The following is a 21,972-nucleotide window of genomic DNA, read 5'->3' on the forward strand; positions in this document are numbered from 1 at the left end:
GCCGTCGTCCCAGGCCTTCTTCGCCGCCTCCTCGAGGCGCTTCGCTTCCTGCTCCTCGGCCAGCCGTTCCTTGGCGATCTCGGCTTTTATTTCGTCATCCTTGGGATTGAGGCGGGTGGCCTTGGTGATGATGATCGGCTCGACCGGCACGTTCTGGTGGCCGGCCATATCCTGCACCGGGACGCCCTTGATGCGATCGACCACGTCCATGCCCTTGATGACCTTGCCGAAGACGGCATAGGCGGCGCCGTCGCGTGGCATGTTCAGGGCGTCATTATCGACGACGTTGATGAAAAACTGTGACGTGGCGGAGTCGGCCTGGCCGCCGAGACGCGCCATGGCGATGGTCCCGCGTTTGTTGGTGAGGCCATTGCGCCATTCGTTCTTAATTCCGGCGCGAGTGGTTTTCTGCTTCATGTCTTTTTCAAAGCCGCCGCCCTGGATCATGAAGCCGTTTATGACCCGGTGGAAGATCGTGCCGTTGTAGAAGTCGCTCTCGACGTAGTCGAGGAAGTTCTGTGTGGAGATCGGTGCGTGGAAGCGATCCAGTTCGAGGTAGATATCGCCCATCGTCGTGGAAAGTTTCACGTAGTCGCGATCGGCGATTTTCACTTTGTCTTCTCCGGCGGGGGTTGAAGCGGCGTCCGCGGGCTTCTTGTCGTCGGCCATGGCGCAGGCGCTGAAAATCAAGACGAGGGAAAGCCCCAGAACGCGTACAAGCGGTGCAGCGGTCATTCGAAACACTCACATGGGAGATCGCCGCGCCGACCGGTCAAGAACGCCTCGACGTTGCAGCGCAGCCTGTGGGGGAGAATAATCGCGTACGCGGCAGGGGTCAAGAATCGCGCGGATGACGCGGTTCTAAACCGCGCCGGCGCAAAGCGAATTGCGAAGGACCGGCGCGGGAGAATCGCTTTGTCGCGCGATGGCGACGCGCGGCGCGACGTGGACCGGGCCGCCGGAAAGGGACTCCCCGTCGATGATCAGGCGCGCCGCATGCGTGTCGAATACGGCGTAGTGCGAGCCGGTTGCCTCACGCACGTGCAAGCCGATGGCGTACGCGCCGGGGACGACGTTCGCGAGGAACTCGTAGCAAACGTGATGCGACTCGCCGGGCTGCGCGGGTGGCGCCACGGCGTTCAGGCGCGTGCTGCTCGTTTCAAACACCACCGCCTGGTCGTCGAGGCGAATCAGCGACAGACCGTAGGAAGGCCGGAGCATTTCCATCGAGTACGCGACATCAAATTCAAACCGCAGGGCCTCACCGGGATGGAAGACAGCCGAATCGCCCGGCTCGATTCCGTTCAGGCGCAGGTTGCGAACCCGCGCGCCCGCGCCCGGAGCCGCGGCATGGGGCGTCGTTTCGCCGGAGACTTCCCAGTAATGGCCGACGGCGCGGACGGCCGGTCCGATGAACGCGGGGCGGCCGTGCGACAGGACCATGGCGCGATGACAGAATCGCTGCACCGCGCCGAGATCGTGTGAGACGAAGACAATCGCGACGCCATGGCGGAGAAACTCGCGCATCTTGTCCATGCAGCGCGCTCGGAAGGCGCGATCACCCACCGACAGCACCTCGTCGACCAGGAGCACCTGCGGCTCGACGTGCGCCGCGACGGCAAACCCCAGCCGCGCGTGCATGCCGCTGCTGTAGCGTTTCACGGGTGTGTCGAGGAACTCGCCGATCCCGGCGAACGCTACAATGTCGTCGAACCGAGCTGCCGTCTCGCGGCGCGACAGGCCGAGGATGCTCGCGTTCAGGTAGATGTTCTCGCGGCCGGTCAGGTCGCCGTGAAAGCCCGCGCCCAGTTCGATCAGCGCGGAGACCCGACCGGTGATATCAATCTCGCCGCGCGTCGGCGGCATGATGCCGGCGAGCAGCTTCAGCAGCGTGCTCTTGCCCGCGCCGTTCGGGCCGATGATGCCGAAGGCCTCGCCGGGGTTCACTTCAAACGAGACGTCGTCCACGGCCCAGAAATCGTGCCGGGACTCACCGGATGCGCGGCCCGTTGCATCGGTTGGATGGCGACGGAATCGTCGGAGCGATCGCGCCAGCACATCGCGCAGGGAATCCATCGCTTCGCCGCGGCGAAATCGCTTGCTGACGTGCTGGACACGGACGGCGGCGGTCATGTGAGCGCGGATTCCTCCCTGTCGGTGCTTCGCTATTGTTGGTATCGGCTGGGTTCAGGCGGCGGGTCCATCGATCGCGCCGGGCGGTGCATGTGGGCGGGATCGTCGCAGACGGGTTGGCAACGCAGCGGCTCCTGGCGGCCAAGCGGATTCGATTTGCATGCGCCATCGGCTCCTGGGTGGCCGCTCCTGTTTGCGCAGCGCTGTGCGACCGAGTATAGTGCCCCGTTTGATCGAAACGGATGGTGCCCTTTGAGCGGGAAGTCATCGGAGGAAGGCCGTACCAGCGATTCGCGCCTGGCGAAGGTGCGGAACATCGGGATCGCCGCGCACATCGACGCGGGCAAGACGACGACGACCGAGCGCGTGCTGTACTACGCGGGGCGGACGCACAAGATCGGCGAGGTCGACGACGGCACGACGACGACCGATTTCGACGAGCAGGAGCAACAGCGCGGGATTACCATCTTCAGCGCGGCGGTGACGCTTTCGTGGCGCGATCACTCGATCAATCTGATTGATACGCCGGGCCACGTCGATTTCACCGCCGAGGTGGAGCGCAGCCTGCGCGTGCTGGATGGCGCGGTCGTGGTGTTTGATTCGAAGGAAGGCGTCGAGGCCCAGTCGGAGACGGTGTGGCGACAGGCGTCGAAATACAAGGTTCCGCGGATTTGTTTTTTGAACAAAATGGACAAAATCGGGGCGGACTTCTTCGCCTCGGTGACGTCCATCGCCGAGCGGCTTGATTCGCATCCGATCCCCGTGCAGATTCCCATTGGGGCAGAGGGGACGTTTTCAGGCATCGTTGATCTCGTTGAAATGAAGGCCTATCGCTTCACGGGGCAGCAGGGCGCGACGGTCGAGGCGTTTGAGATTCCCTGCGAACTGCTCGACGAAGCAAAGCAATGGCGGCACAACCTTGAAGAGAAAGCCGCCGAGCTGGACGACGACGTGATGCACAAGTATCTCGAAGGCCAACCGCTTGATCCGGCTGAGATTCGCGCTGCCCTGCGCAAGGGCACGCTGGCCCTGAAGGCCAACCCGATCTTCTGCGGCTCGTCGCTCAAGAACATGGGCGTTCAGAAGATGCTCGACGGCGTGGTGGATTATCTGCCCTCGCCGCTGGATCGGCCGCCGGTGGAGGGCTTCGTCTCGCTGAAAGATCACGCGATCATTCATCGTTCGGCTCGGCGCGACGAGCCGATGAGCGCGCTGGTGTTCAAGATTGTCGCCGAGAAGCCGATGGACCTTTACTACGTTCGGGTCTACTCCGGCGTGTTCAAGGGCGGCTCGCGCGTCTTCAATGCGAACACCGGCGAGAAAGAAAACGTCAGCCGCATGTTCCGCATGTTCGCCAAGCGGCGCGAGCAGATCGACGAAGCCGGCCCGGGTGATATCGTCGCGGTGGTGGGGCTGAAAAGCGCGTTGACGGGCCACACGCTCTGCGAGCCGCGTGATCCGATCGTGCTGGAGCGCATCGAATTTCCCACGCCGGTCATCAGCGTATCGGTCGAACCGAAGAACACGAAGGACAAGGAACTGCTGCTCGAAACGCTCGGCAAGATGGCGCGGCAGGACCCGACGTTCAAGCACTTTTACAACCCCGAAACGGGTCAGACGCTGATCTCCGGCATGGGCGAGCTGCACCTCGAAGTGCTGACGTACAAACTGGAGAAGGACTTCAAGGTGCCGGTGCGCGTGGGGCAGCCGCTGGTGGCCTATCGCGAGGCGATCACGAAGCGCGCCGAGGCCGAGGGGCGGTTCATCCGTCAGACGGGTGGTCATGGGCAATACGCCGTCGTGAAGCTGCGCGTCGAGCCGTTCACGCCGGCCAAGGGCGGCGAGCAGTTTGAGTTTTTCAACGAGATCGGCGGAGGCAAGATCAAGTATGAGTATGTGCAGGCCGTGGAGCGCGGTGTGCGCGACTGCCTGCCGATGGGCGTGCTGGCGGGGTACGAGATCCTGAACGTGCGGGCGACGCTGCTCGACGGCCAGGAGCACGAGGTGGACAGCTCGGAGCTGGCGTTTGAAAGCGCCGGGCGGCTGGCCTTTGAAGAAGCCTGTCGAAATGCAGGCCCGGTGATGCTCGAACCGATCATGCGATTAATCGTGACGGTGCCGGATGATTACTTCGGCCCGGTCAGCGGCGACCTGTCGGCGCGGCGCGGGATCATCGAAGACACGGAAATCCGCGGGCGCGACCGTGTGATTCACGCGCGCGTGCCGCTGGCGGAGATGTTCCAGTATTCGACGCGCGTGCGCACGCTCACGCAGGGGCGGGCAAGCTGGTCGATGGAGCCGCTGACCTACGAAGCCATGCCGGAAAATTTGCAAAACGAGCTGTTGCGCAAACACGGGTACGTTTAGACCGAGTCGCCTCGGTTAGTTGCTGGAACGTCAAATAAAGCAGGGCAGGCATCGCACGGCTGCACAGAGTGCACGGCCGGCGGGTTGGAGCTTTTTTGGATGCCGTGCGTCGTAGACCTCGGTCCCGGAATCGCCATAACTTATTGCCGTAAATGTACTTGCGACACGGTGCAATGGGCTTCGCATAATCAGGCATCATGGTTGTTGACAACGTTGGGAAGATGATTACCATTGCTGGGCTACGTTACGCAGAAACGGCGTAACCGGGTCTGTTGGCAGCACGAAGAAGGACAAGCGGTGGCGTTAGACAAGATTCGAATTCGAATGGAAGCGTACGATCACAGCGCGCTGGATATCTCGGCGCGCGAGATTGTGGACCACGCCAAGCGGACCAATGCACGCGTTCGCGGGCCGATTCCATTGCCGACTCGCATCGAGCGCTACACGGTGCTCCGCAGTCCGCACGTGGACAAGAAGTCTCGCGAGCAGTTCGAGATGCGCACGCACAAGCGCGTGATCGACATCTTCGAGCCGACCGCGCGGACGGTAGAAGCTTTGAACCGGCTTGTGGTGCCGGCGGGCGTTTTTGTGAAGATCAAAGCTTAGACACGAACCGGCGATGTCGTCTGTCGCCCGTTCCTCTGTTTTGATCCATTCAAAGACCCTTTTTGATTAGCGTACGCGTGAGCCTTTATCGCGCGTGAAGAAGTCGCATGGATCGCCGGACCGGTGAGGTCTCGGCGCAGGTGGAAGTGCCTTATGAGAGCCGCCATCCTTGGCAAAAAAATCGGCATGACCCGCATCTTCGACGAGGCGGGGGCATCGGTCCCCGTCACGATCGTGCAGGCCGGGCCTTGTCCCATTCTTCAAGTGAAGAAGTTGGAGATTGACGGCTACGAAGCCGTGCAGCTGGGTTACGAACAGGTCAAGCCCAGCCGCGCGACGCTGCCGCAGATCGGGCATGCAAGCAAGGCCGCCTCGAAGCCGCAGCGCTTCGTTCGGGAGATTCGCCTGACCGAAGCGACCGACAAGAACCCGGGCGATGTGGTGACGGTCGAACTCTTCGCCGAGCAGGAGATCAAGTTCGTGGACGTCGTCGGCACGTCGATCGGCAAGGGGTTTCAGGGTGTCATGAAGCGGCACCACTTTGCCGGCCAGGAAGCCTCGCACGGCGTCGAGCGCAAGCACCGATCGGCCGGCGGCATCGGCGCGCAGGGCAATCGTGGGTTCGGCCGCTGCGTGAAGAAGGGCAAGAAGATGGCCGGCCACATGGGCCACGAGCGATGCACGGTCCGCAACCAGCGCCTCGTTTCGATCGACAAGGATCGAAACCTGCTGTTGATCAAAGGCGCGGTACCGGGCCCGAAGGGTGGATACGTTCTGGTTTGTAAGGCGAAGACAAAGGGATAGCACGACGGGTCGCAGGCGGCATCCGGCCGCGGCGGCCTTTTTTGTTTGAGGGAAGACGCGGCCGAGCGGGCGCGAATGGGACGCGCGATTGAGACGGTAAGGACATGATTGAGATACCAGTCTTCAACATGAAGGGCGAGCAGGTCGGCATCGAGAAGCTGGACCCGGCGGTGCTGGGCGGCCGCGTGCGGACCGCGCTGCTCAAGCAGGCGGTCGTGGCGTATCGCAACAACCAGCGGCAAGGCACGGTTCAGACGCGCAGCCGCGGCATGGTCGACGGCTCGACGCGGAAGCTGTACCGCCAGAAGGGGACGGGCAACGCCCGCGCGGGCAACGTTCGCACGCCGGTACGGGTCGGTGGCGGCCATGCCTTTGCGAAAATCAATCGCGATTTCTCGCAGAAGCTGCCGCAGCAGATGCGACAGCTCGCCCGGAACAGCGCGGTGCTGGCCAAGGCCAAAAGCGGCGCGGCGGTGATCCTGAAGGATCTGAAGCTGACCGCCCCGAAGACCAAGCAGATGGCCGGGATGTTGAAGGCGATCAAGGCGGATCGCGGCGCGTTGCTGGCCGTGACGACGGAAGATCCGAACGTGCGTCTCTCGTCGCGGAACATTCCGAACTTCGGCGTGAAGCTGGTGTGGGATGCGAATGCGTATGACATATTGCGTGCGCGGATGCTGATCTTCACGCCCGAGGCGTTTGGCGCGATTACGAAAGACCCGCGAACGGCGGGCCGACCGGCGAGGGCATAGGTGAAGCATGGATATCTATCAGATCATCAAGCGACCGCTGGTCACCGAGAAGGGCATGCACCAGACGAAGCTTTCGCACGCGGCGACGCGAACGCGTCCCGGTCGCGGCGGCTCGTACACGTTTGAGGTTCACCCCGAGGCGAACAAACAGGAGATTCGCGCGGCGGTGGAGAAGATCTACAACGTGAAGGTGTCGAGCGTTCGCACGAGCAACCATCCCGGCAAGCGCCGGCGGTACAAGTTCAAGATGGGTCTGACGCGGCATTGGAAGAAGGCGGTCGTCGTGCTGGATGCGAACTCGCACATCGACCTGTTCTAAACACGGCGCAACGAGAACGAAGGCGAACGAGCCATGGGCGTAAAGATCTACAAGAAGACGACGGCCGGTCGGCGGCAGAGCAGCGTCAACGATTTCGCGGAGTTGACCGACAAGCGCCTGCGCCCGGTGAAGTCGCTGCTTCGTCCGCTGGTCAAGACCGGCGGGCGTAACAACCAGGGTTTCACGACCTCGCGGTTCCGCGGCGGCGGCGCCAAGCGGATGTACCGCGTGATCGACTTCAAGCGCAACAAGGACGGCGTCCCGGCGTCGGTCCAGGCGATTGAGTACGATCCGAATCGAAATTGTTTCATCGCCCGGTTGAAGTACCCCGACGGCGAGCTTCGCTACATCCTCGCGCCGAACGGCCTGATGGCCGGTGACACGGTGATGAGTGGCCCGGAGGCCGAGCCGAAACTGGGCAACTGCCTGCCGTTGAAGGTCATGCCGGTCGGCATGGACATTCACAACATCGAGATGGTCGCGGGTCAAGGCGGCAAGTTGGTGCGCACGGCCGGCGGGGTGGCGCGGCTGGCGGCGCGTGAGGGAGGCTGGGCGACGATCATTTTGCCAAGCGGCGAAATGCGCCAGGTTCGCGCGGAATGTCGCGCGACGGTCGGGCAGCTCGGCAATCTCGACTTCAAGAACATCATTCTCGGCAAGGCCGGCCGGAAACGGCATCTGGGCCGGCGGCCGCACAATCGCGGCACGTCCATGAACCCGGTGGCGCACCCGCTGGGTGGCGGCGAGGGGCGCAGCGGCGGCGGTCGGCATCCATGCAGCCCGACGGGCAAGCTGGCCAAGGGCGGCCGGACGCGGAACCCGCGCAAGAATTCGAATCGTCGCATTCTGCGTCGGCGCAAGAGCCGCCGGTACGGCCAGGTGTCGCTGAAGCGGCGCAAGTGAGAAGAAGCTGAAGGAGTGACGAGGACAGCATGGGACGCAGCCTGAAAAAAGGACCGTACGTCGATCCCCGCCTCTTCGAGAAGGTGGAGCGGGCGATCCGCGAAAACAGCCACGAGCCGATCAAGACGTGGGCGCGGCGCTGCACGATTCCGCCGGAGTTTGTCGGTCGGACGTTCGACGTGCACAACGGCAAGCAGTTCAAGAAGGTGTTCGTGACCGAAGACATGGTCGGCCACAAATTGGGCGAGTTTTCCCCGACGCGTACGTGGCGAGGCCATTCGAAGAAGGCGGCCGGCGAAGCGGCCCCGGCGAAGTGATCGCGCGGAGTAGTAAGACATGGCACTGTTTACATCCAAACACCGATTCGCCCGGATCAGCCCGCGCAAGGCGCGTCTGGTGACCGAGCTGATCGCCGGGCGTCACGTGAATGAGGCGCTGGATCTGCTGAAGTTTACCAACAAGCGCGCGAGCGTCCTGGTGGACAAAGTGCTTCGCGCAGCGATGGCCGACGCCGACGAGAAGGAAGCCGACGTGCGGCGGTTGTTCGTTCACGAGGCGCGGGTCGATGGCGGACCGATCATCAAGCGTTTCCAGCCGAAGGATCGCGGTCGGGCGCATTCGATTCACAAGCGAACCAGTCACATCGTGGTGACGGTCGGCGAAGGACCGAGGGGCTAAAGGCAACATGGGACAGAAAACGCATCCAATCGGATTCCGAGTCGGCGTCACCGAAGACTGGCGGTCGCGCTGGTACGCGCCGAAGGCGGCCTACGCCGAGTTTCTGATCGAGGACCAGCGCATTCGGAAGCTCATCGATGAGAAGCTGAACCGCACGCCGCCCTTTGCGGGTTGCGCCAAGGTGGAGATCGAGCGGACGCGCAACGAGGTGAAGGTCGTACTGCACACGGCGCGGCCGGGCATGGTCATCGGTCCGAGGGGGGCCGAGGTGGACAAGCTCCGCGAGGCGGTGGAGGACCTGATCGATCGCAAGGTGAGCGTCAACATCGTCGAGATCAAGAATCCCGATTTGAACGCCCAGTTGATCGCTCAGGACATCTGCGAGCAGCTCAAGCGCCGCGCCTCATTCCGCCGGGCCATGAAGCAGCGCTGCGAGCAGGCGATCGGCGCCGGCGCGCTGGGCGTCAAAGTCATCTGCAAGGGGCGGCTGGGCGGCGCGGAGATGTCGCGGATGGAAACGCAGAAGATCGGCTCGATTCCGCTCCAGACGCTGGACGCCCACGTGGACTACGGCTTCGCGACGGCGTTTACGACGTATGGCGCGATCGGCGTGCGGGTCTGGCTCTACAAGGGTCAATATGGCGAGGAAGTCGACGCCGCGTCGGCCGTCGAGGGCGGATCGGCGACGGCGCCGCGCGGTCGACGGGCGCGCGCGTTGCGTCAGCAAAGTGGACCGCCCGGCGTGGCATCGGCGCCGGATTCGGCGCCGTCGGGCAGTGACGGCACGAACGCGAGCCAGGAAAGTTAATACGAGGGAGTGAGCAGTCATGGCGTTGATGCCGTCGAGAGTGAAGTATCGCAAGCACCAGCGTGGAAAGGTGCGCGGCAATGCCACCCGCGGCAACACCGTCTCGTACGGCGAGTTCGGGTTGCAGACGCTGGAGGGCGGCTGGATCAGCGGTCGGCAGATCGAGGCGGGACGCATGTGCGCGTCGCACTTTTTGCAGCGGCAGGGTCGTGTGTTCATTCGCATCTTTCCGCATAAGAGCGTGTCGAGCAAGCCGTTGGAGACGCGCATGGGCAAGGGCAAGGGCGAGCCGGATTACTGGGTCGCGGTGGTCAAGCCCGGCACGGTGTTGTTTGAGATTGGCGGCGTGGATGAGACGGTGGCGCGGCAGGCGTTGGGTGGGGTGGCCCACAAGATGCCGATGCGGTGCCGGTTCGTGAAGCGGCGACACGGAATTTGAAGAGAGCGAGTCCGGCGCTGGGCGCCGGGGAGCAAGGGCGATGAAGGTAACGGATATCCGCGAGTTGAAGACCGACGAGCTTCATAACGAGCTGGACCGTCTGCGTCGGCACCTGTTTGACTTGCGCAGCCAGCGCGTGACGGAGAAGCTGGAAGATCCGACGCAACTGGCCAAGACCAAGAAGGACATCGCGCGCCTGCTGACGGTGTTGAATGAGCGTGGCGAGAAGGACGTCGAGCAGAAGCAGATGAAGCTGGAGTCGACCGGCGGCAGCCGGAGCGCGAAGGCGACGGCCAAGAAGGCATAGCGAGCAAACCGGCACGTGCGAATCGTGCCAATGGGTAGAACGATGGCAGCAATGGACACGATGACGACATCCGGTGCGACGGCACGCAAAGGCCGGCGCACGAAGATAGCGGTGGTCGAGAGCGACCGGGGCGACAAGACGCTGCGGGTGCGCATCGATCGCCTGGTGAAGCATGCGAAGTACGGCAAGTATCAGCGTCGTCGGAGCGTGCTGCACGTTCACGACGAGAAGAACGAGGCGAAGGCGGGCGACGTGGTCGAGATCATGGAATGCCGGCCGATCAGCAAGACGAAATCGTGGCGATTGCTGCGCGTGGTGCGCAAGGCGATACAGGTGTCGTAATGATCCAGGCAGAGAGCGTAGTGGACATCGCGGACAACACGGGCGCCAAGCGGGCGTTGGTGATCCGCGTATTGGGCGGCTCGACGGCGCGGGGTTCGTTCACGCGGCGCACGGCGTCGGTCGGGGACATCGTGGTGTGTGCCGTGAAGAAGGCGCTGCCCAACAGTGATTACCTCATGGGTTCGACGCGCAAGGAGCGCGGCGCCCGGCGCAAGGTGAAGGCCGTGGTCGTGCGGACCAAGAAGCAGGTTCGCCGGCCCGATGGCAGCTACGTGAAGTTCGACAGCAACGCGGCGGTGATCATCGACGACGAGCGCAATCCGAAGGGAACGCGCATCTTCGGCGCCGTGGCCCGCGAGCTGCGCGAAAAGGGATTCATGAAGATCGTCTCGCTCGCGAGCGAAGTGGTTTGACACGCTGGGGCCGCCGGCGGCGGCGCTGACAAGGGACGGAACAACGATGGCAGCGAAGATTCGCAAGAACGACCTGGTGGAAGTCATCGCCGGGGACCACAAGGGCGAGCAGGGGCGCGTGCTCCGCGTCGACCCGAAGAACGACCGCGTCTTCATCGAAGGCGTGAACCTGGTCTATCGCCACCTTCGACCCAGCCGCACCAATCCGCAGGGCGGACGCATCCGCAAGGAAGCGGCGATTCACGTGTCGAACGTCTTGCCGGTGGATCCGAAGACGGGCCGCCGGTCACGCGTTCGGTTCGATGTGCAACGGGATTCCGCTGGCAAGGTGCTGTCGCGCAAGCGCGTGACGCGAAGCGGCACGGTGCTGGAAGAGGCGAAGGCGACGGCGACGAAGTAACCATCGGCAACGCGGCGTGAAGTGAATCGCCGCTCTGGAAGAATCAGGAAGAATGCGGTCGCGGCGGACGCGGCCCGGTTTGGAAGACGAGACATGGCACGGTTGCAGGAACGGTACAAAAAAGAGGTGCTTCCGGCGCTCCAGAAGGAGCTGAACCGGACGAACGTTCTGTCGATCCCGCGACTGGAGAAAATCGTGGTGTCGATGGGCGTCGGCAAGGCGACCCAGGAGAAGAAGCGGCTGGACGCGGCGGCGAAGGAGCTTGCGCAGATCACCGGTCAGAAGCCGGTGCTGTGCGCGGCGCGCAAGAGCGTTTCGAACTTCAAGCTGCGCGAGGGCCTTCTGATCGGCGCGAAGGTGACGTTGCGCGGCAAGCGCATGTACGAGTTTCTCGATCGGCTGATTTGCGTGGCGATTCCGCGTATTCGCGACTTCCGCGGATTGGACCCGCGCAGCTTCGACGGCCGTGGCAATTTCAGCATGGGCCTGACCGAACAAACGGTCTTCCCCGAGGTCGACGCGGACAAGGTCGAGTTTCAGCAGGGAATGAACATCACGTTCGTGACGTCGGCCCGGAACGACAACGAGTGCCGGCGGTTTCTGACGTTGATGGGCATGCCGTTCCGGAAAGACGAAAAGACGGGCACGAATAATTAAGGACGGCGGACATGGCGAGAAAGTGCTGGCGGATCAAGGCGAAGGCGAAGCCCAAGTTCAAGGTTCGGGCGTACACGCGTTGCGAAGTGTGCGGGCGGTCTCGCGCGGTGTACAAGAAGTTCAAGTTGTGCCGATTGTGTTTTCGCAACATGGCATTGGAAGGCAAGATCCCCGGCGTGCGCAAGGCGAGCTGGTAAACCGACCACGAAATGAACCGGACAGCCGCATGTTGACGGCCGCCGCGGTGAATGAAACGAGAACGAGGCAGATGCATGTGGAGTGATCCGTTAGCAGACCTGTTGAGCCGGATTCGCAACGGCGTTCGGAACCGGACAAAGCAGATCATGGTTCCGTTCAGCAGCGTGAAGCTGGCCGTTTGCGAGGTGCTGAAGCAGGAAGGCTTCATCGAAGGCGCCGAGAAGATCGACGACGGCAAGCAGGGTGCGTTGCGCATCACGCTGAAGTACGGTCCGCGCGGCGAACAGGTGATCAATTTCGTGAAGCGTGAGAGCAAGGCGGGTTGCCGCAAGTACGTCTCGGTCGATGAGATTCCTCGGGTGCTGAACGGCATGGGCATCGCGATTGTATCGACGAGCCAGGGCATGATGTCGGACCGGCAGTGCCGGGAGAAGAAGGTCGGCGGCGAACTGGTTTGCACGGTGTATTGATTGGTTGGTTGATTCGCTCGGCGACCGGACGCGCCGCGATAGAGGACAGGACGATGTCACGAGTAGGAAAAAAGCCGATTGCACTGCCGAGCGGCGTGAAGCCGACGATCCAGGGCGATCAGATCAGCGTGACCGGACCGAAAGGCACGCTTTCGTTTCGCCATGCGCGCGGCGTGAAGGTAGCGCACGATGCCGGCGCCAATGTGCTCGTCGTCACGCGCGAGGGCGACAGTGCCCAGCATCGCGCGCTGCACGGTACGACCCGCGCGCTGCTTCAGAACATGGTGGTGGGCGTGAGCACCGGTTACGAACAAAAGATGGAAATCTACGGCACCGGATACAGCTGTGCGGTGCAGGGGCAGACGCTCGAGTTGAACGTGGGCTATTCGCACCCGATCAAGGTGCCGATTCCCGCGGGTGTGAAGGTCGCGATCGAGGTCGCCCAGACCAAGGGCGACGAGACACCGGCCAAGCTGACGATTACCGGCATCGATAAGCAGGTGGTCGGCACGGTCGCGCGGGCGGTGAAAGACGCGCGGCATCCCGAGCCGTACAAGGGCAAGGGTGTTCGCTATCTTGGTGAGCAGATTCGACGCAAGGCCGGCAAGGCGTTTGCCGGAACCGGCGCGTAAGCAGGCGATGGGTTGGTGATGCAATGAAGAAACTGAAACTCAAACAGGCGCGTCATGATCGCCGCAAGCGGCGGGTTCGCGCGAACCTGCTGGGCACGCCCCAGCGCCCGCGGCTGACGGTTTTCCGCAGTTTGGCGAATATCAGCGCGCAGCTCGTGGACGACTTGAGCGGCCGAACGCTCTGTGCGGCTTCGACGGTCGACAAGGCGCTCGCCGAACAAGTGAAGTACGGCGGCAACTGCAAGGCCGCTGCGCTGGTCGGCCAGGTGATTGCCGAGCGCGCGAGGATGAAAGGGATCAAACAGGTGGCGTTCGATCGGAACGGCCGCCCGTATCACGGTCGCGTGAAAGCGCTGGCCGAGGCGGCGCGCAAGAGCGGTCTGGAGTTTTAAGGAAAGACGGAAGAGTCAAGCATGGCGATTCGCAGACGACAACAACAACAACCGCGCGACGAGCAATCTGGTCCGTCGTATGACGACAACGTGGTGAAGGTCTACCGTTGCGCGAAAGTGGTCAAGGGCGGTCGGCGATTCAGCTTTGCCGCGCTGGTGGTGGTGGGCGATCGCAATCGCCGCGTCGGTTTCGGCTACGGCAAGGCCAACGAAGTGCCCAACGCCGTGGAGAAGGGCCGCAAGGCTGCGACGCGCGCGATGCGACAGGTGCCGTTAAGCGGCTCGACCATTCCGCACGAAGTCATCGGGCGCTTTGGTTCCAGCCGCGTGAAGCTGCTTCCGGCATCGGAAGGAACCGGCGTCATCGCCGGCGCGAGCGTCCGCGCGGTGCTGGAGCTTGCCGGCGTGAAGGACTGCCTGACCAAGGCCTACGGTTCGAGCAGCCCGAAGAACCTGGTCAAGGCCACGATGAACGCGCTGCTGACGCTGCGCGATCGAGCGACGGTTGAGAAATTACGCGGCGTGACGCTGTCGGCCTGATGGCCCGAATGAAAAAGACCGCCTAGCGAGACGGGAACGGCGACTATGAACATCACAGAGATCACCAAGAAAGCCGGCGCCAAGCCGCCGCGAAAGCGGGTCGGTCGCGGCGAAGGCAGCGGCTGGGGCAAGACGGCCGGCCACGGCCACAAGGGGCAGAATGCGCGCTCGGGCGGGAGCAAGGAGCGCGGTCTGTTGAGCGAGGGCGGCGTGTTTCCGTTGTTTCGGCGGATTCCCAAGGTGGGGTTCAACAACAAGAACTTCGCCGTGCGATACCAGGTCGTGAATGTGTCGGATTTGGACGAGCGATTTGACAACGGCGCGCACGTCACGGCGGCGACCCTTTGGGAGGCCGGTCTGGTACGCGATGCCAAGGCGCCGGTCAAGGTGCTGGGCGATGGCGCGATAAGGAAGAAGTTGACCGTCGAGGCGGAGCGTTTCAGCGCAGAAGCCGCGAAGAAAATCGAGTCGGCCGGCGGCAAGGTGACGCGTCTGGGCCCGCAACCGAAGAAGAAATTTGTCAAGCGTCCGGCGGCGGCCGGGAAGGCTTCGACTGAGGGCGAGCGCGACGATGCGAAGCCCGCCAAGGAACCAACAAGCAAGGATGGGAAAGGCAAGAGCGCGGCGCAAGGGGACGGGGGTAAATCGGCCTGATTAGGCTGGGCTGCGTCGGTGTCGGCGCGGCGATGGGGCGGTGAAACGATGCGGTCACGGCGGAGCGGTGTCCGCGGAAGGACGCGAGAGCGCGATGTTTAAGGCTTTTTTGAACATCTTCAAGGTGAAGGACCTGCGGAACAAGATTCTGTTCACGCTGGGGCTCCTTGCCGCCTATCGGATCGGTTTCTATGTGCCGCTGCCTGGTGTGGATCAGGAGCAACTGACGCGTCATTTTCAGAACATGGGCGGCGATGGCGGCGGCATGCAGCAGTTGACGGAGTACTTCGCCCTGTTCAGCGGCGGCAGTCTTCAGCAAAGCACGATCTTCGGCCTGGGCATCATGCCGTACATTTCGGCGTCGATCATCTTCCAGCTTCTTGGCACGGTCATCCCGGCTCTGGAGAAGCTGCGGAAGGAAGGTGAGGCCGGAAGGAAGAAGTTGCAGGAATACACGCGTTACGCGACCGTAGGGATTTGCATCATTCAGGGTGCCTTCTGGCTGCGCTACATGCAGGCGTCGCGCCTCGTGTTCGCCGAGTACGCTGATATCAGCGCGAGCTTTACCCCGACGGTGTGCTTCTGGCTGATCGGCATCACGGCAATGACCGCGGGCACGTTGTTCCTGATGTGGCTTGGTGAGCAGATCGACGAGTACGGCATCGGCAACGGGGTGAGTCTCATCATCATGTCCGGTATTCTCGCTCGGATGCCGACGGCGATTCTCGAAGTGGCGCAGAACTCCTCGATGGAGGTCGGCGGCACGGCGCAGTTCGGCCCCGCCAAGATCGTCTTCCTGCTTCTCGCGTTTGTCGGCGTTGTCGCCGGATCGATCCTGATCACGCAGGCCCAGCGTCGCATTCCGATTCAGCAGGCCAAGCAGACGCGCGGTCGTCGCGTGTGGGGCGGTCAGCGGCACTACCTGCCGTTGCGCGTCAATCATGGCGGCGTCATGCCGATCATTTTCGCCAGCAGCTTGCTCATCTTTCCGCACCTGATCCTGGACTGGCTGGCCAACATGTTCCCGACGAGCGGTTTTCTGAACATGTTGTCATCCGAGTTCCGCCGTTCGGGTTTTCTGTACGTGTTGAGTTACATCGTCCTGGTGTACTTCTTCGCGTATTTCTGGACGACGGTTCAGTTCCAGCCCAAGGAGATGGCGAATCAGCTCCGCGATTACGGCAGTTTTATTCCGGGTCTTCGGCCGGGCAAACGGACGGCGGATTACCTCGAAACCGTGATGACGCGGATCACCTACGTCGGCGCGGGTTTCCTTGCTGCGATCGCGATTATTCCCCAGGTGGCTGCCGCGGCGATGGAGATTCCCATGGGCGTCGCATCGTTTCTCGGCGGCACCGGATTGCTGATTGTGGTCAGCGTCGGTCTGGACCTCGTGCAACGGATCGAGGCCAATCTGATCATGCGGAATTATGGCGGCTTCCTCGATGAATCGGGCGGAACACGAATCAAGGGAGCTTACGCGTGAACCTGATCCTGCTGGGGCCGCCGGGCGCCGGAAAGGGCACCCAGGCGGTGAAGATCTCCGAGGCGTTCAATCTTGTGCATCTGTCCAGTGGAGACATCCTCCGGGCCGAGCGCAAGAACCAGACGGAGCTTGGCAGGCGGGCGCAGGAGTATATGGATAAAGGCGTGCTGGTGCCGGACGACCTGATACTCTCGATGATGATCGGTCAGATCGGGCGAATTGAAACCGGCCGAGGCTTTTTGCTGGATGGGTTTCCTCGCACGCTGGCGCAGGCAGAGGGGCTTGACCAGCGGCTGGAGACAGCCGGGAGACGAATTGACCGCGTGGTGAACATCGTGCTATCCGACGAGATCGTGACGAAGCGCCTCACCGGGCGTTGGTCCTGTCCGCAGGATGGCCGGGTTTATCACGAGATGTTTTCGCCGCCGCGAGCGGCCGGTGTATGTGATGCGTGCGGGGCGCCTTTGACGCGGCGGAAGGATGATGAGCCGACGGTGGTGGCCCAGCGGCTTCGGACGTATCACGAGGAGACGCGTCCGCTGGAAGCCTATTATTCCCGTCGCGGCCTGATGGTGAACGTGGACGGCTCGGCGGAAGTGAGCGCGGTGACGGACGCGATCCGGAAGGTTTGTCAGGCGGCATGAGAGAAGGGCTGGCACAACATCCGGAGCGCACGGCGCGGGCAGGCTCGAGTATGGCAGTCCTGAAGAGCCCGCGCGAGATTGAGTTGATGCGCGCGGCCGGTCGCGTGGTGTATCAGGTTTTGCAGCGGATGCGCGAGATCGTGCGCCCTGGCATCCGCACCGAGGTGCTGGGCGCCGAGGCGGATAAGCTGATCGCGGAAGCCGGCGGCACGGCATTGTTTCGCGGCGTGAAGACGCCGGCGACGAAGTTTCCGTTTCCGTCGGCGGTTTGCGTGAGCGTGAACGAAGAAGTGGTCCACGGGATTCCGGGGCCGCGTGTGTTGAAAGAAGGCGACGTCGTCAGCATTGATTGCGGCGTGCGCATGAAAGGTTACTGCGGCGATTCGGCGACGACGTTGCCGGTCGGCCGCATTCATCCCGACGTGCAGCGTCTGCTGGACGTCACGTCGGGCGCGCTGGATCTGGCGATTCGTGAGATGCGGCCGGGCCGCATGTGGAGCGAGGTTGCCGGCGCGATGCAGCATTATGTCGAGTCTGCGGGCTTCTCGGTGGTTCGGGAGTTCGTCGGGCACGGCATCGGTCAGGGTATGCACGAGGAGCCGAAGGTTCCGAACTACACCGACCGCAAGCAGCGCAAGACGGACTTCCGGCTGGAGCCGGGATTGGTGTTGGCGGTGGAGCCGATGGTGAACATGGGATCGGCCGAAGTTCGTGCGGGGGATTCGACGGGCTGGCCGCAGGTGACGAAGGATGGTCGCTGGTCGGCCCATTTTGAACACACGGTGGCGGTGACGCCAACGGGTGTGGACGTGTTGACGGACGGTCGATGACGGTCGTCCAGGGCGCGAACGCGCCGGAGGAAGTGCGATGAAAGTACGTAGTAGTGTTCGGCGCATTTGCGAGAATTGCAAGTTGATCAAGCGCAAGGGCGTGATCCGGGTGATCTGTTCGTCCAATCCGCGTCACAAGCAGAGGCAGGGTTAAGACGGCGGGCCGGCGCGCCCCTTGAAGGAGTCACAATATGCCGCGTATTGCAGGCGTGGACATTCCGAATGAGAAGCGAGTTGAGATCGCGCTTCAATACATCCATGGGATCGGGCCGCACCTGTCCCGAGTGATCCTGAAGGAGGCGGGGATCTCCCCGGATGTCCGCGCGAAGAACCTGACGGAAGACGAAATCAGCCGCATCGCCGGCATCATCGATCGCAACTATGTGGTGGAGGGTCAGCTCAAGCGCCAGGTGTCGCAGAACATCGCGCGGTTGAAGGACATCCAGTGCTACCGGGGTCTGCGTCATCGGCGCGGCTTGCCGGTGCGAGGTCAGCGTACGCGGACGAACGCACGGACGCGCAAGGGTCCGAAGAAGACGGTCGCCGGGAAGAAGGGCGTGAAGGAACTGCGCAGCTAGGGCTGCGACGAAACGATCGGCGCCGGTGGTTTAAATCGACCGGCCGCCTGAACGAGGAGTACGACGAGCGTGGCAAAAGCAGCAGGCGCAAAGAAGAAGACGCGGCGAAACGTCGCGCGAGGCATCGCGCACGTGAAGGCGTCTTTCAATAATACGACCGTGACGATCACCGACACCAACGGTGAAGTGCTGTGTTGGCAATCGGCGGGGACGGTGGGTTTCAAAGGCACGCGCAAGAGCACGCCGTTCGCGGCGCAGCGTGCGGGGGAGCAAGCCGCCTCGGCGGCGCGCAAGTTCGGCCTCTCGGAGATTGAAGTCCGCGTGAAGGGTCCGGGCAGCGGGCGGGAGTCCGCGATCTCCGGCCTGCAATCAGGCGGCCTGCGGATTTTGAGCATCGAAGACGTGACGCCGCTACCGCACAACGGGTGCCGACCGGCGCGCAAGCGGCGCGTGTAACCAGAAGGGTTGTTTGAATGGGAAGATACATCGGACCAGTATGTCGGCTTTGTCGGCGCGAGGGCATCAAGCTGATGCTCAAAGGTTCTCGGTGCGAAAGCGCCAAGTGCCCGATGGAGAAGCAGGGTCGCAACATGCCGCCGGGCCAGGCGAAGGCGTTTCGCCGCGGCCAGGGGAGCGAGTACGGCAAGCGCCTGCGTGAGACGCAGAAAGTCAAGCGGTACTACGGCCTCTTTGATACACAGTTCCGCCGGTACTTTGAACGGGCCGCGCACACTGCCGAGAACACCGGCACGGCGCTGCTGACGATGCTGGAGCGCCGGCTGGATAACGTCGTGACCAAGCTGGGCTTTGCGCCGTCGCGGCGAGCCGCGCGGATATCGATCGGTCACGGGCATTTTTCCGTGAACGGTCATTGTGTGAACAAGCCGGGCTATCTCGTGCGTCCCGGTGACAAGATCACGGTCAACAAGCGTGAAGCGAGCAAGAAGATGGTCAAGCACTGGGTGGACTTGGATCCGAATCGCCCGGTGCAGGGATGGCTGAAGCTGGATGGCGGGCAGTTGGAGGGGCAGGTGGTCGCCATGCCGGGTCGCGAGGACGTGCAGATTCCCGTTGAAGAGCAGTTGATCGTGGAGTTCTGCAACCGATGATCGCGTCCGAGGAAAAGCTGAAAATACCGGCCGAGCCGAGCTTGTCCTTAGGCATCGAGCCGAACGAATACGTGGGCGCTTCGGCGTCAGAAGGAACGTCACGCCGTTCCCGGGAGGTCAGAGCGATGCGAATTAGGTGGCGAGGTTTGGAGTTGCCGACCCGTGTGGTGCGGGATGACGCGACCAGCACGCCGACGTATGGGCGGTTTTTGATTGAGCCGTTTGAGCGCGGTTTCGGCACAACGGTGGGGAACAGTCTGCGCCGCATCCTCTTGAGCAGCCTGGAGGGTGCCGCGGTGACGCATGTCCGGATCAAGGGCGCGGACCATGAGTTCATGTCGCTACCGGGCGTTCTGGAAGACGTCACCAACATCATTTTGAACGTGAAGTCGCTCATCGTTCGTTTGAGCGGTGAGACGCCCAAGGCGATGCGCGTTTGTGTGAAGGGCCAGGCCAAGACGATGACGCCGATCCGGGCTGATCAGATCGTCTGTGATCCTGCAATTGAGATCATCAACAAGGACCAGCTTCTTTGCACGTTGACGGACGCGACTGAATTCGACATGGAAATGACCGTCGCGCACGGGCGCAGCTATGCGACGGCAGACGACAACAAGCAGGGTGAGGATCAGGTCATCGGGATCATCCCGGTCGATTCGGTTTTCAGCCCGGTGAATCGCGTTCGCTATCGGGTGGAAGACACGCGCGTCGGCCAGCGCACGAACTATGATCGACTCGTGCTGGAAATCTGGACCAACGGCACGATCACGCCGGAGATGGCGCTGGTCGAAGCCGCCAAGATTCTCCGCAAGCATCTCAATCCGTTCGTCCAGTACTTTGAGTTGGGCAGCGGTCTGGCCATTGAGACGGCCGATGGACAGGGCGATGCGGCGTCGAGCGCGCCGGACGAGGGCATCCTGGCGATGCCGATATCGCGGCTGGAGCTGTCGGTCCGGTCGAGCAATTGTCTCGCGTCGGCGCAAATCGCGACGATTGGCGAATTGGTGCAGATGGACGAGAGCAGCCTGCTGAAGCTGCGAAGCTTCGGGAAGACCTCGCTGAACGAAGTGAAGCGCAAGCTGGCGGAGCACGGCCTATCACTCAAGGACGCTCAACCGATAGATGAGAGTGGCGAGCTGGACGACCACCGGGGCGGCGAAGGCGTGCAGTCGTCGTCTGGGATGCTGGGCGGGTTGGATTCCGGTTCGATGCCGGCGTCGGGCGCTTTGGATTCCATGAGCGGGCATTATTCACCGCCGTCGGGAGATCCGGCCGCCAGTAACCCGGGGTTCAACGGTTGACGGGGTTGTTTTCGATCGACCGGCGCGCGGCGCAAACAGACGAAGCAGTGAAGGTAAGACACCATGCGACACAAGAAATCCGGACGACACCTGGCCCGCACGACGGCGCATCATCTGGCCATGCGGCGTAATATGGCCCAGAGTTTGTTTCAGTACGGTCAAATTGAAACGACGCTGATCAAGGCGAAGGAAGTTCGGCCGTTCGTTGAGCGGCTGATTACCCTCGCGCGGCGCAACACGCTGGCAAGCCGCCAGCGGATCCTGTCGATGCTGAACGATCGCGCCTGTATTCTTCCAGAACAGCAGGAGGCCTACGAGGCAATGAGCTACGCCGATCGCGAGCGCGTTCTTCGCGCTCGTACCGGCCGGCGTCATCGAACCGGGGCCGTCCCGGCCAGCTACAACAAGAATAAGTTTACGTTTGTCGCCACGTCGGTGGTGCACCGGCTGGTGACGGATATCGCCCCGAAGTTCGCCGATCGCCCGGGTGGCTATACGCGGATTGTCCGGTTGGCCAAGCGGCGCGTCGGCGACGGCACCGATCTCGCCCTGCTCCAGTTGGTCGGGTTTGACGATCAGAAGCCCAGCGACTTGAAGAAGGTGGTCGGCAGTCGCCGCCGGAAGACTGCGGAGCGGAAGCGCGCGCTGGAGGGCAAGCGCACCAAGCCGGTCAAGGCCAGCGTGAAGGCCGTCTCGGCGTCGCCGGCGAGTGACGCCGGCAAGTCGACTGAATGACGCGATTTTGACATGCTCGGGGCCGTCCATGTCCGGTCCATGCATATTTTGCAAGATCACCGAGGGAGTGATTCCTTCCCGGCGGATCTATTCCGATGAGCATTGCACCGCCTTTCTGGACATTGCTCCGCTGGCTCCGGGGCATACGCTGGTTGTTCCGCGCCAGCATGTCACCAACCTGCTGGATTGTTCCGCGGACGCGCTGGCCGCAGTGACGCGAGCGTTGCCGCGCCTCGCGACGGCTCTGGTTGCCGCGACGGGGGCGACGGGTTTGAATCTCCTTCAGAATAGCGGCGCCAGCAGCGGGCAGGTGGTCATGCATCTGCATTTTCACCTGATTCCGCGCCGCGACGGTGACGGTCTTGGCTATCGGTGGAACGCCGGCAGCTACGCGCCCGGCGAGGCGGAATCGTTGCAAGATCTCCTGATCAAGCAACTCCAATCGTAAGTCAGCCGCAGTTCGCAGTTCGCGTGC

Annotated in this window: 32 protein-coding genes and 1 pseudogene; 31 read left to right on the top strand and 2 right to left on the bottom strand. The window is 62.7% G+C overall.

Going from position 1 to position 21,972, the window contains the following annotated elements:
• Positions 1–111 precede the first annotated feature (111 nt).
• Positions 112–669 (bottom strand): annotated as a pseudogene (locus tag HRU71_15245) (peptidylprolyl isomerase).
• A gap of 192 nt (positions 670–861) precedes the next feature.
• Positions 862–2,076: an ABC transporter ATP-binding protein gene (locus tag HRU71_15250; GenBank protein QOJ05038.1), complete on the bottom strand. Its 1,215-nt coding sequence runs from the start codon at positions 2,074–2,076 to the stop codon at positions 862–864.
• A gap of 147 nt (positions 2,077–2,223) precedes the next feature.
• Here HRU71_15250 and fusA point away from each other — a divergent pair, with 147 nt between their 5' ends.
• From fusA to HRU71_15405, 31 genes are all read left to right on the top strand, one after another.
• Complete coding sequence (gene fusA / locus HRU71_15255; protein ID QOJ05039.1) at positions 2,224–4,500, top strand: elongation factor G; 2,277 nt, start codon at positions 2,224–2,226, stop codon at positions 4,498–4,500.
• A gap of 297 nt (positions 4,501–4,797) precedes the next feature.
• Positions 4,798–5,106 (top strand): 30S ribosomal protein S10, encoded by a 309-nt coding sequence (rpsJ, locus tag HRU71_15260; GenBank protein ID QOJ04762.1) that lies wholly within the window; start codon positions 4,798–4,800, stop codon positions 5,104–5,106.
• A 153-nt stretch (positions 5,107–5,259) separates the two neighbouring features.
• Positions 5,260–5,910 (top strand): 50S ribosomal protein L3, encoded by a 651-nt coding sequence (gene rplC / locus HRU71_15265; GenBank protein QOJ04763.1) that lies wholly within the window; start codon positions 5,260–5,262, stop codon positions 5,908–5,910.
• Positions 5,911–6,014: 104 nt separating this feature from the next.
• Positions 6,015–6,662, top strand: a complete 648-nt coding sequence (gene rplD / locus HRU71_15270; GenBank protein QOJ04764.1) for a 50S ribosomal protein L4 — start codon at positions 6,015–6,017, stop codon at positions 6,660–6,662.
• Positions 6,663–6,669: 7 nt separating this feature from the next.
• On the top strand, positions 6,670–6,981 hold the full coding sequence (gene rplW / locus HRU71_15275) for a 50S ribosomal protein L23 (protein ID QOJ04765.1): 312 nt from the start codon (positions 6,670–6,672) through the stop codon (positions 6,979–6,981).
• A 33-nt stretch (positions 6,982–7,014) separates the two neighbouring features.
• Complete coding sequence (gene rplB / locus HRU71_15280; protein ID QOJ04766.1) at positions 7,015–7,884, top strand: 50S ribosomal protein L2; 870 nt, start codon at positions 7,015–7,017, stop codon at positions 7,882–7,884.
• A gap of 29 nt (positions 7,885–7,913) precedes the next feature.
• On the top strand, positions 7,914–8,201 hold the full coding sequence (rpsS, locus tag HRU71_15285; protein ID QOJ04767.1) for a 30S ribosomal protein S19: 288 nt from the start codon (positions 7,914–7,916) through the stop codon (positions 8,199–8,201).
• 19 nt (positions 8,202–8,220) lie between these two features.
• A complete protein-coding gene (gene rplV, locus HRU71_15290) occupies positions 8,221–8,562 on the top strand; it encodes a 50S ribosomal protein L22 (protein ID QOJ04768.1) in 342 nt (113 codons plus the stop codon).
• A gap of 7 nt (positions 8,563–8,569) precedes the next feature.
• On the top strand, positions 8,570–9,370 hold the full coding sequence (gene rpsC, locus HRU71_15295; protein QOJ04769.1) for a 30S ribosomal protein S3: 801 nt from the start codon (positions 8,570–8,572) through the stop codon (positions 9,368–9,370).
• A 19-nt stretch (positions 9,371–9,389) separates the two neighbouring features.
• Entirely contained in the window at positions 9,390–9,809 is a 420-nt protein-coding gene (gene rplP, locus HRU71_15300; protein QOJ04770.1) for a 50S ribosomal protein L16, read from the top strand.
• Positions 9,810–9,849: 40 nt separating this feature from the next.
• The gene (gene rpmC / locus HRU71_15305; GenBank protein ID QOJ04771.1) at positions 9,850–10,116 is read left to right on the top strand and encodes a 50S ribosomal protein L29; all 267 of its coding nucleotides are present in this window, start codon (positions 9,850–9,852) and stop codon (positions 10,114–10,116) included.
• A gap of 60 nt (positions 10,117–10,176) precedes the next feature.
• A complete protein-coding gene (rpsQ, locus tag HRU71_15310) occupies positions 10,177–10,458 on the top strand; it encodes a 30S ribosomal protein S17 (GenBank protein ID QOJ05040.1) in 282 nt (93 codons plus the stop codon).
• Positions 10,458–10,871 (top strand): 50S ribosomal protein L14, encoded by a 414-nt coding sequence (gene rplN / locus HRU71_15315; GenBank protein ID QOJ04772.1) that lies wholly within the window; start codon positions 10,458–10,460, stop codon positions 10,869–10,871. Before rpsQ ends, rplN begins: the two co-directional genes overlap by 1 nt.
• Before the next feature lie 46 nt (positions 10,872–10,917).
• Positions 10,918–11,271 carry a 50S ribosomal protein L24 gene (gene rplX / locus HRU71_15320; protein QOJ04773.1) on the top strand — a complete coding sequence of 118 codons (354 nt, stop codon included), beginning with the start codon at positions 10,918–10,920 and terminating at the stop codon, positions 11,269–11,271.
• Between the two features lie 93 nt (positions 11,272–11,364).
• Positions 11,365–11,928: a 50S ribosomal protein L5 gene (gene rplE / locus HRU71_15325; protein ID QOJ04774.1), complete on the top strand. Its 564-nt coding sequence runs from the start codon at positions 11,365–11,367 to the stop codon at positions 11,926–11,928.
• 11 nt (positions 11,929–11,939) lie between these two features.
• Complete coding sequence (locus HRU71_15330; protein ID QOJ04775.1) at positions 11,940–12,125, top strand: type Z 30S ribosomal protein S14; 186 nt, start codon at positions 11,940–11,942, stop codon at positions 12,123–12,125.
• A gap of 75 nt (positions 12,126–12,200) precedes the next feature.
• The gene (gene rpsH / locus HRU71_15335; GenBank protein ID QOJ04776.1) at positions 12,201–12,596 is read left to right on the top strand and encodes a 30S ribosomal protein S8; all 396 of its coding nucleotides are present in this window, start codon (positions 12,201–12,203) and stop codon (positions 12,594–12,596) included.
• Positions 12,597–12,649: 53 nt separating this feature from the next.
• The gene (gene rplF, locus HRU71_15340) at positions 12,650–13,228 is read left to right on the top strand and encodes a 50S ribosomal protein L6 (protein QOJ04777.1); all 579 of its coding nucleotides are present in this window, start codon (positions 12,650–12,652) and stop codon (positions 13,226–13,228) included.
• A gap of 23 nt (positions 13,229–13,251) precedes the next feature.
• Positions 13,252–13,620 (top strand): 50S ribosomal protein L18, encoded by a 369-nt coding sequence (locus tag HRU71_15345; GenBank protein ID QOJ04778.1) that lies wholly within the window; start codon positions 13,252–13,254, stop codon positions 13,618–13,620.
• 21 nt (positions 13,621–13,641) lie between these two features.
• Positions 13,642–14,160, top strand: a complete 519-nt coding sequence (gene rpsE, locus HRU71_15350; GenBank protein ID QOJ04779.1) for a 30S ribosomal protein S5 — start codon at positions 13,642–13,644, stop codon at positions 14,158–14,160.
• 45 nt (positions 14,161–14,205) lie between these two features.
• Entirely contained in the window at positions 14,206–14,814 is a 609-nt protein-coding gene (gene rplO, locus HRU71_15355; GenBank protein ID QOJ04780.1) for a 50S ribosomal protein L15, read from the top strand.
• Between the two features lie 94 nt (positions 14,815–14,908).
• Complete coding sequence (gene secY, locus HRU71_15360; protein ID QOJ04781.1) at positions 14,909–16,300, top strand: preprotein translocase subunit SecY; 1,392 nt, start codon at positions 14,909–14,911, stop codon at positions 16,298–16,300.
• Positions 16,297–16,944 (top strand): adenylate kinase, encoded by a 648-nt coding sequence (locus HRU71_15365; protein ID QOJ04782.1) that lies wholly within the window; start codon positions 16,297–16,299, stop codon positions 16,942–16,944. Before secY ends, HRU71_15365 begins: the two co-directional genes overlap by 4 nt.
• Before the next feature lie 50 nt (positions 16,945–16,994).
• A complete protein-coding gene (gene map / locus HRU71_15370) occupies positions 16,995–17,774 on the top strand; it encodes a type I methionyl aminopeptidase (GenBank protein ID QOJ04783.1) in 780 nt (259 codons plus the stop codon).
• 37 nt (positions 17,775–17,811) lie between these two features.
• Positions 17,812–17,928, top strand: coding sequence for a 50S ribosomal protein L36 (gene rpmJ / locus HRU71_15375; protein ID QOJ04784.1), 117 nt, complete (start codon positions 17,812–17,814; stop codon positions 17,926–17,928).
• 37 nt (positions 17,929–17,965) lie between these two features.
• A complete protein-coding gene (rpsM, locus tag HRU71_15380) occupies positions 17,966–18,352 on the top strand; it encodes a 30S ribosomal protein S13 (protein ID QOJ04785.1) in 387 nt (128 codons plus the stop codon).
• Positions 18,353–18,421: 69 nt separating this feature from the next.
• Positions 18,422–18,808 (top strand): 30S ribosomal protein S11, encoded by a 387-nt coding sequence (gene rpsK / locus HRU71_15385; GenBank protein QOJ04786.1) that lies wholly within the window; start codon positions 18,422–18,424, stop codon positions 18,806–18,808.
• Between the two features lie 17 nt (positions 18,809–18,825).
• On the top strand, positions 18,826–19,461 hold the full coding sequence (gene rpsD, locus HRU71_15390) for a 30S ribosomal protein S4 (GenBank protein ID QOJ04787.1): 636 nt from the start codon (positions 18,826–18,828) through the stop codon (positions 19,459–19,461).
• A gap of 125 nt (positions 19,462–19,586) precedes the next feature.
• Entirely contained in the window at positions 19,587–20,762 is a 1,176-nt protein-coding gene (locus tag HRU71_15395; GenBank protein QOJ05041.1) for a DNA-directed RNA polymerase subunit alpha, read from the top strand.
• Between the two features lie 63 nt (positions 20,763–20,825).
• Positions 20,826–21,497, top strand: a complete 672-nt coding sequence (gene rplQ, locus HRU71_15400; GenBank protein QOJ04788.1) for a 50S ribosomal protein L17 — start codon at positions 20,826–20,828, stop codon at positions 21,495–21,497.
• A 28-nt stretch (positions 21,498–21,525) separates the two neighbouring features.
• Entirely contained in the window at positions 21,526–21,945 is a 420-nt protein-coding gene (locus tag HRU71_15405) for an HIT family protein (GenBank protein QOJ04789.1), read from the top strand.
• The last annotated feature ends 27 nt before the right edge of the window (positions 21,946–21,972 follow it).

The organism is Planctomycetia bacterium, assembly GCA_015200345.1.
GTDB lineage: Bacteria > Planctomycetota > Phycisphaerae > UBA1845 > UTPLA1 > PLA3.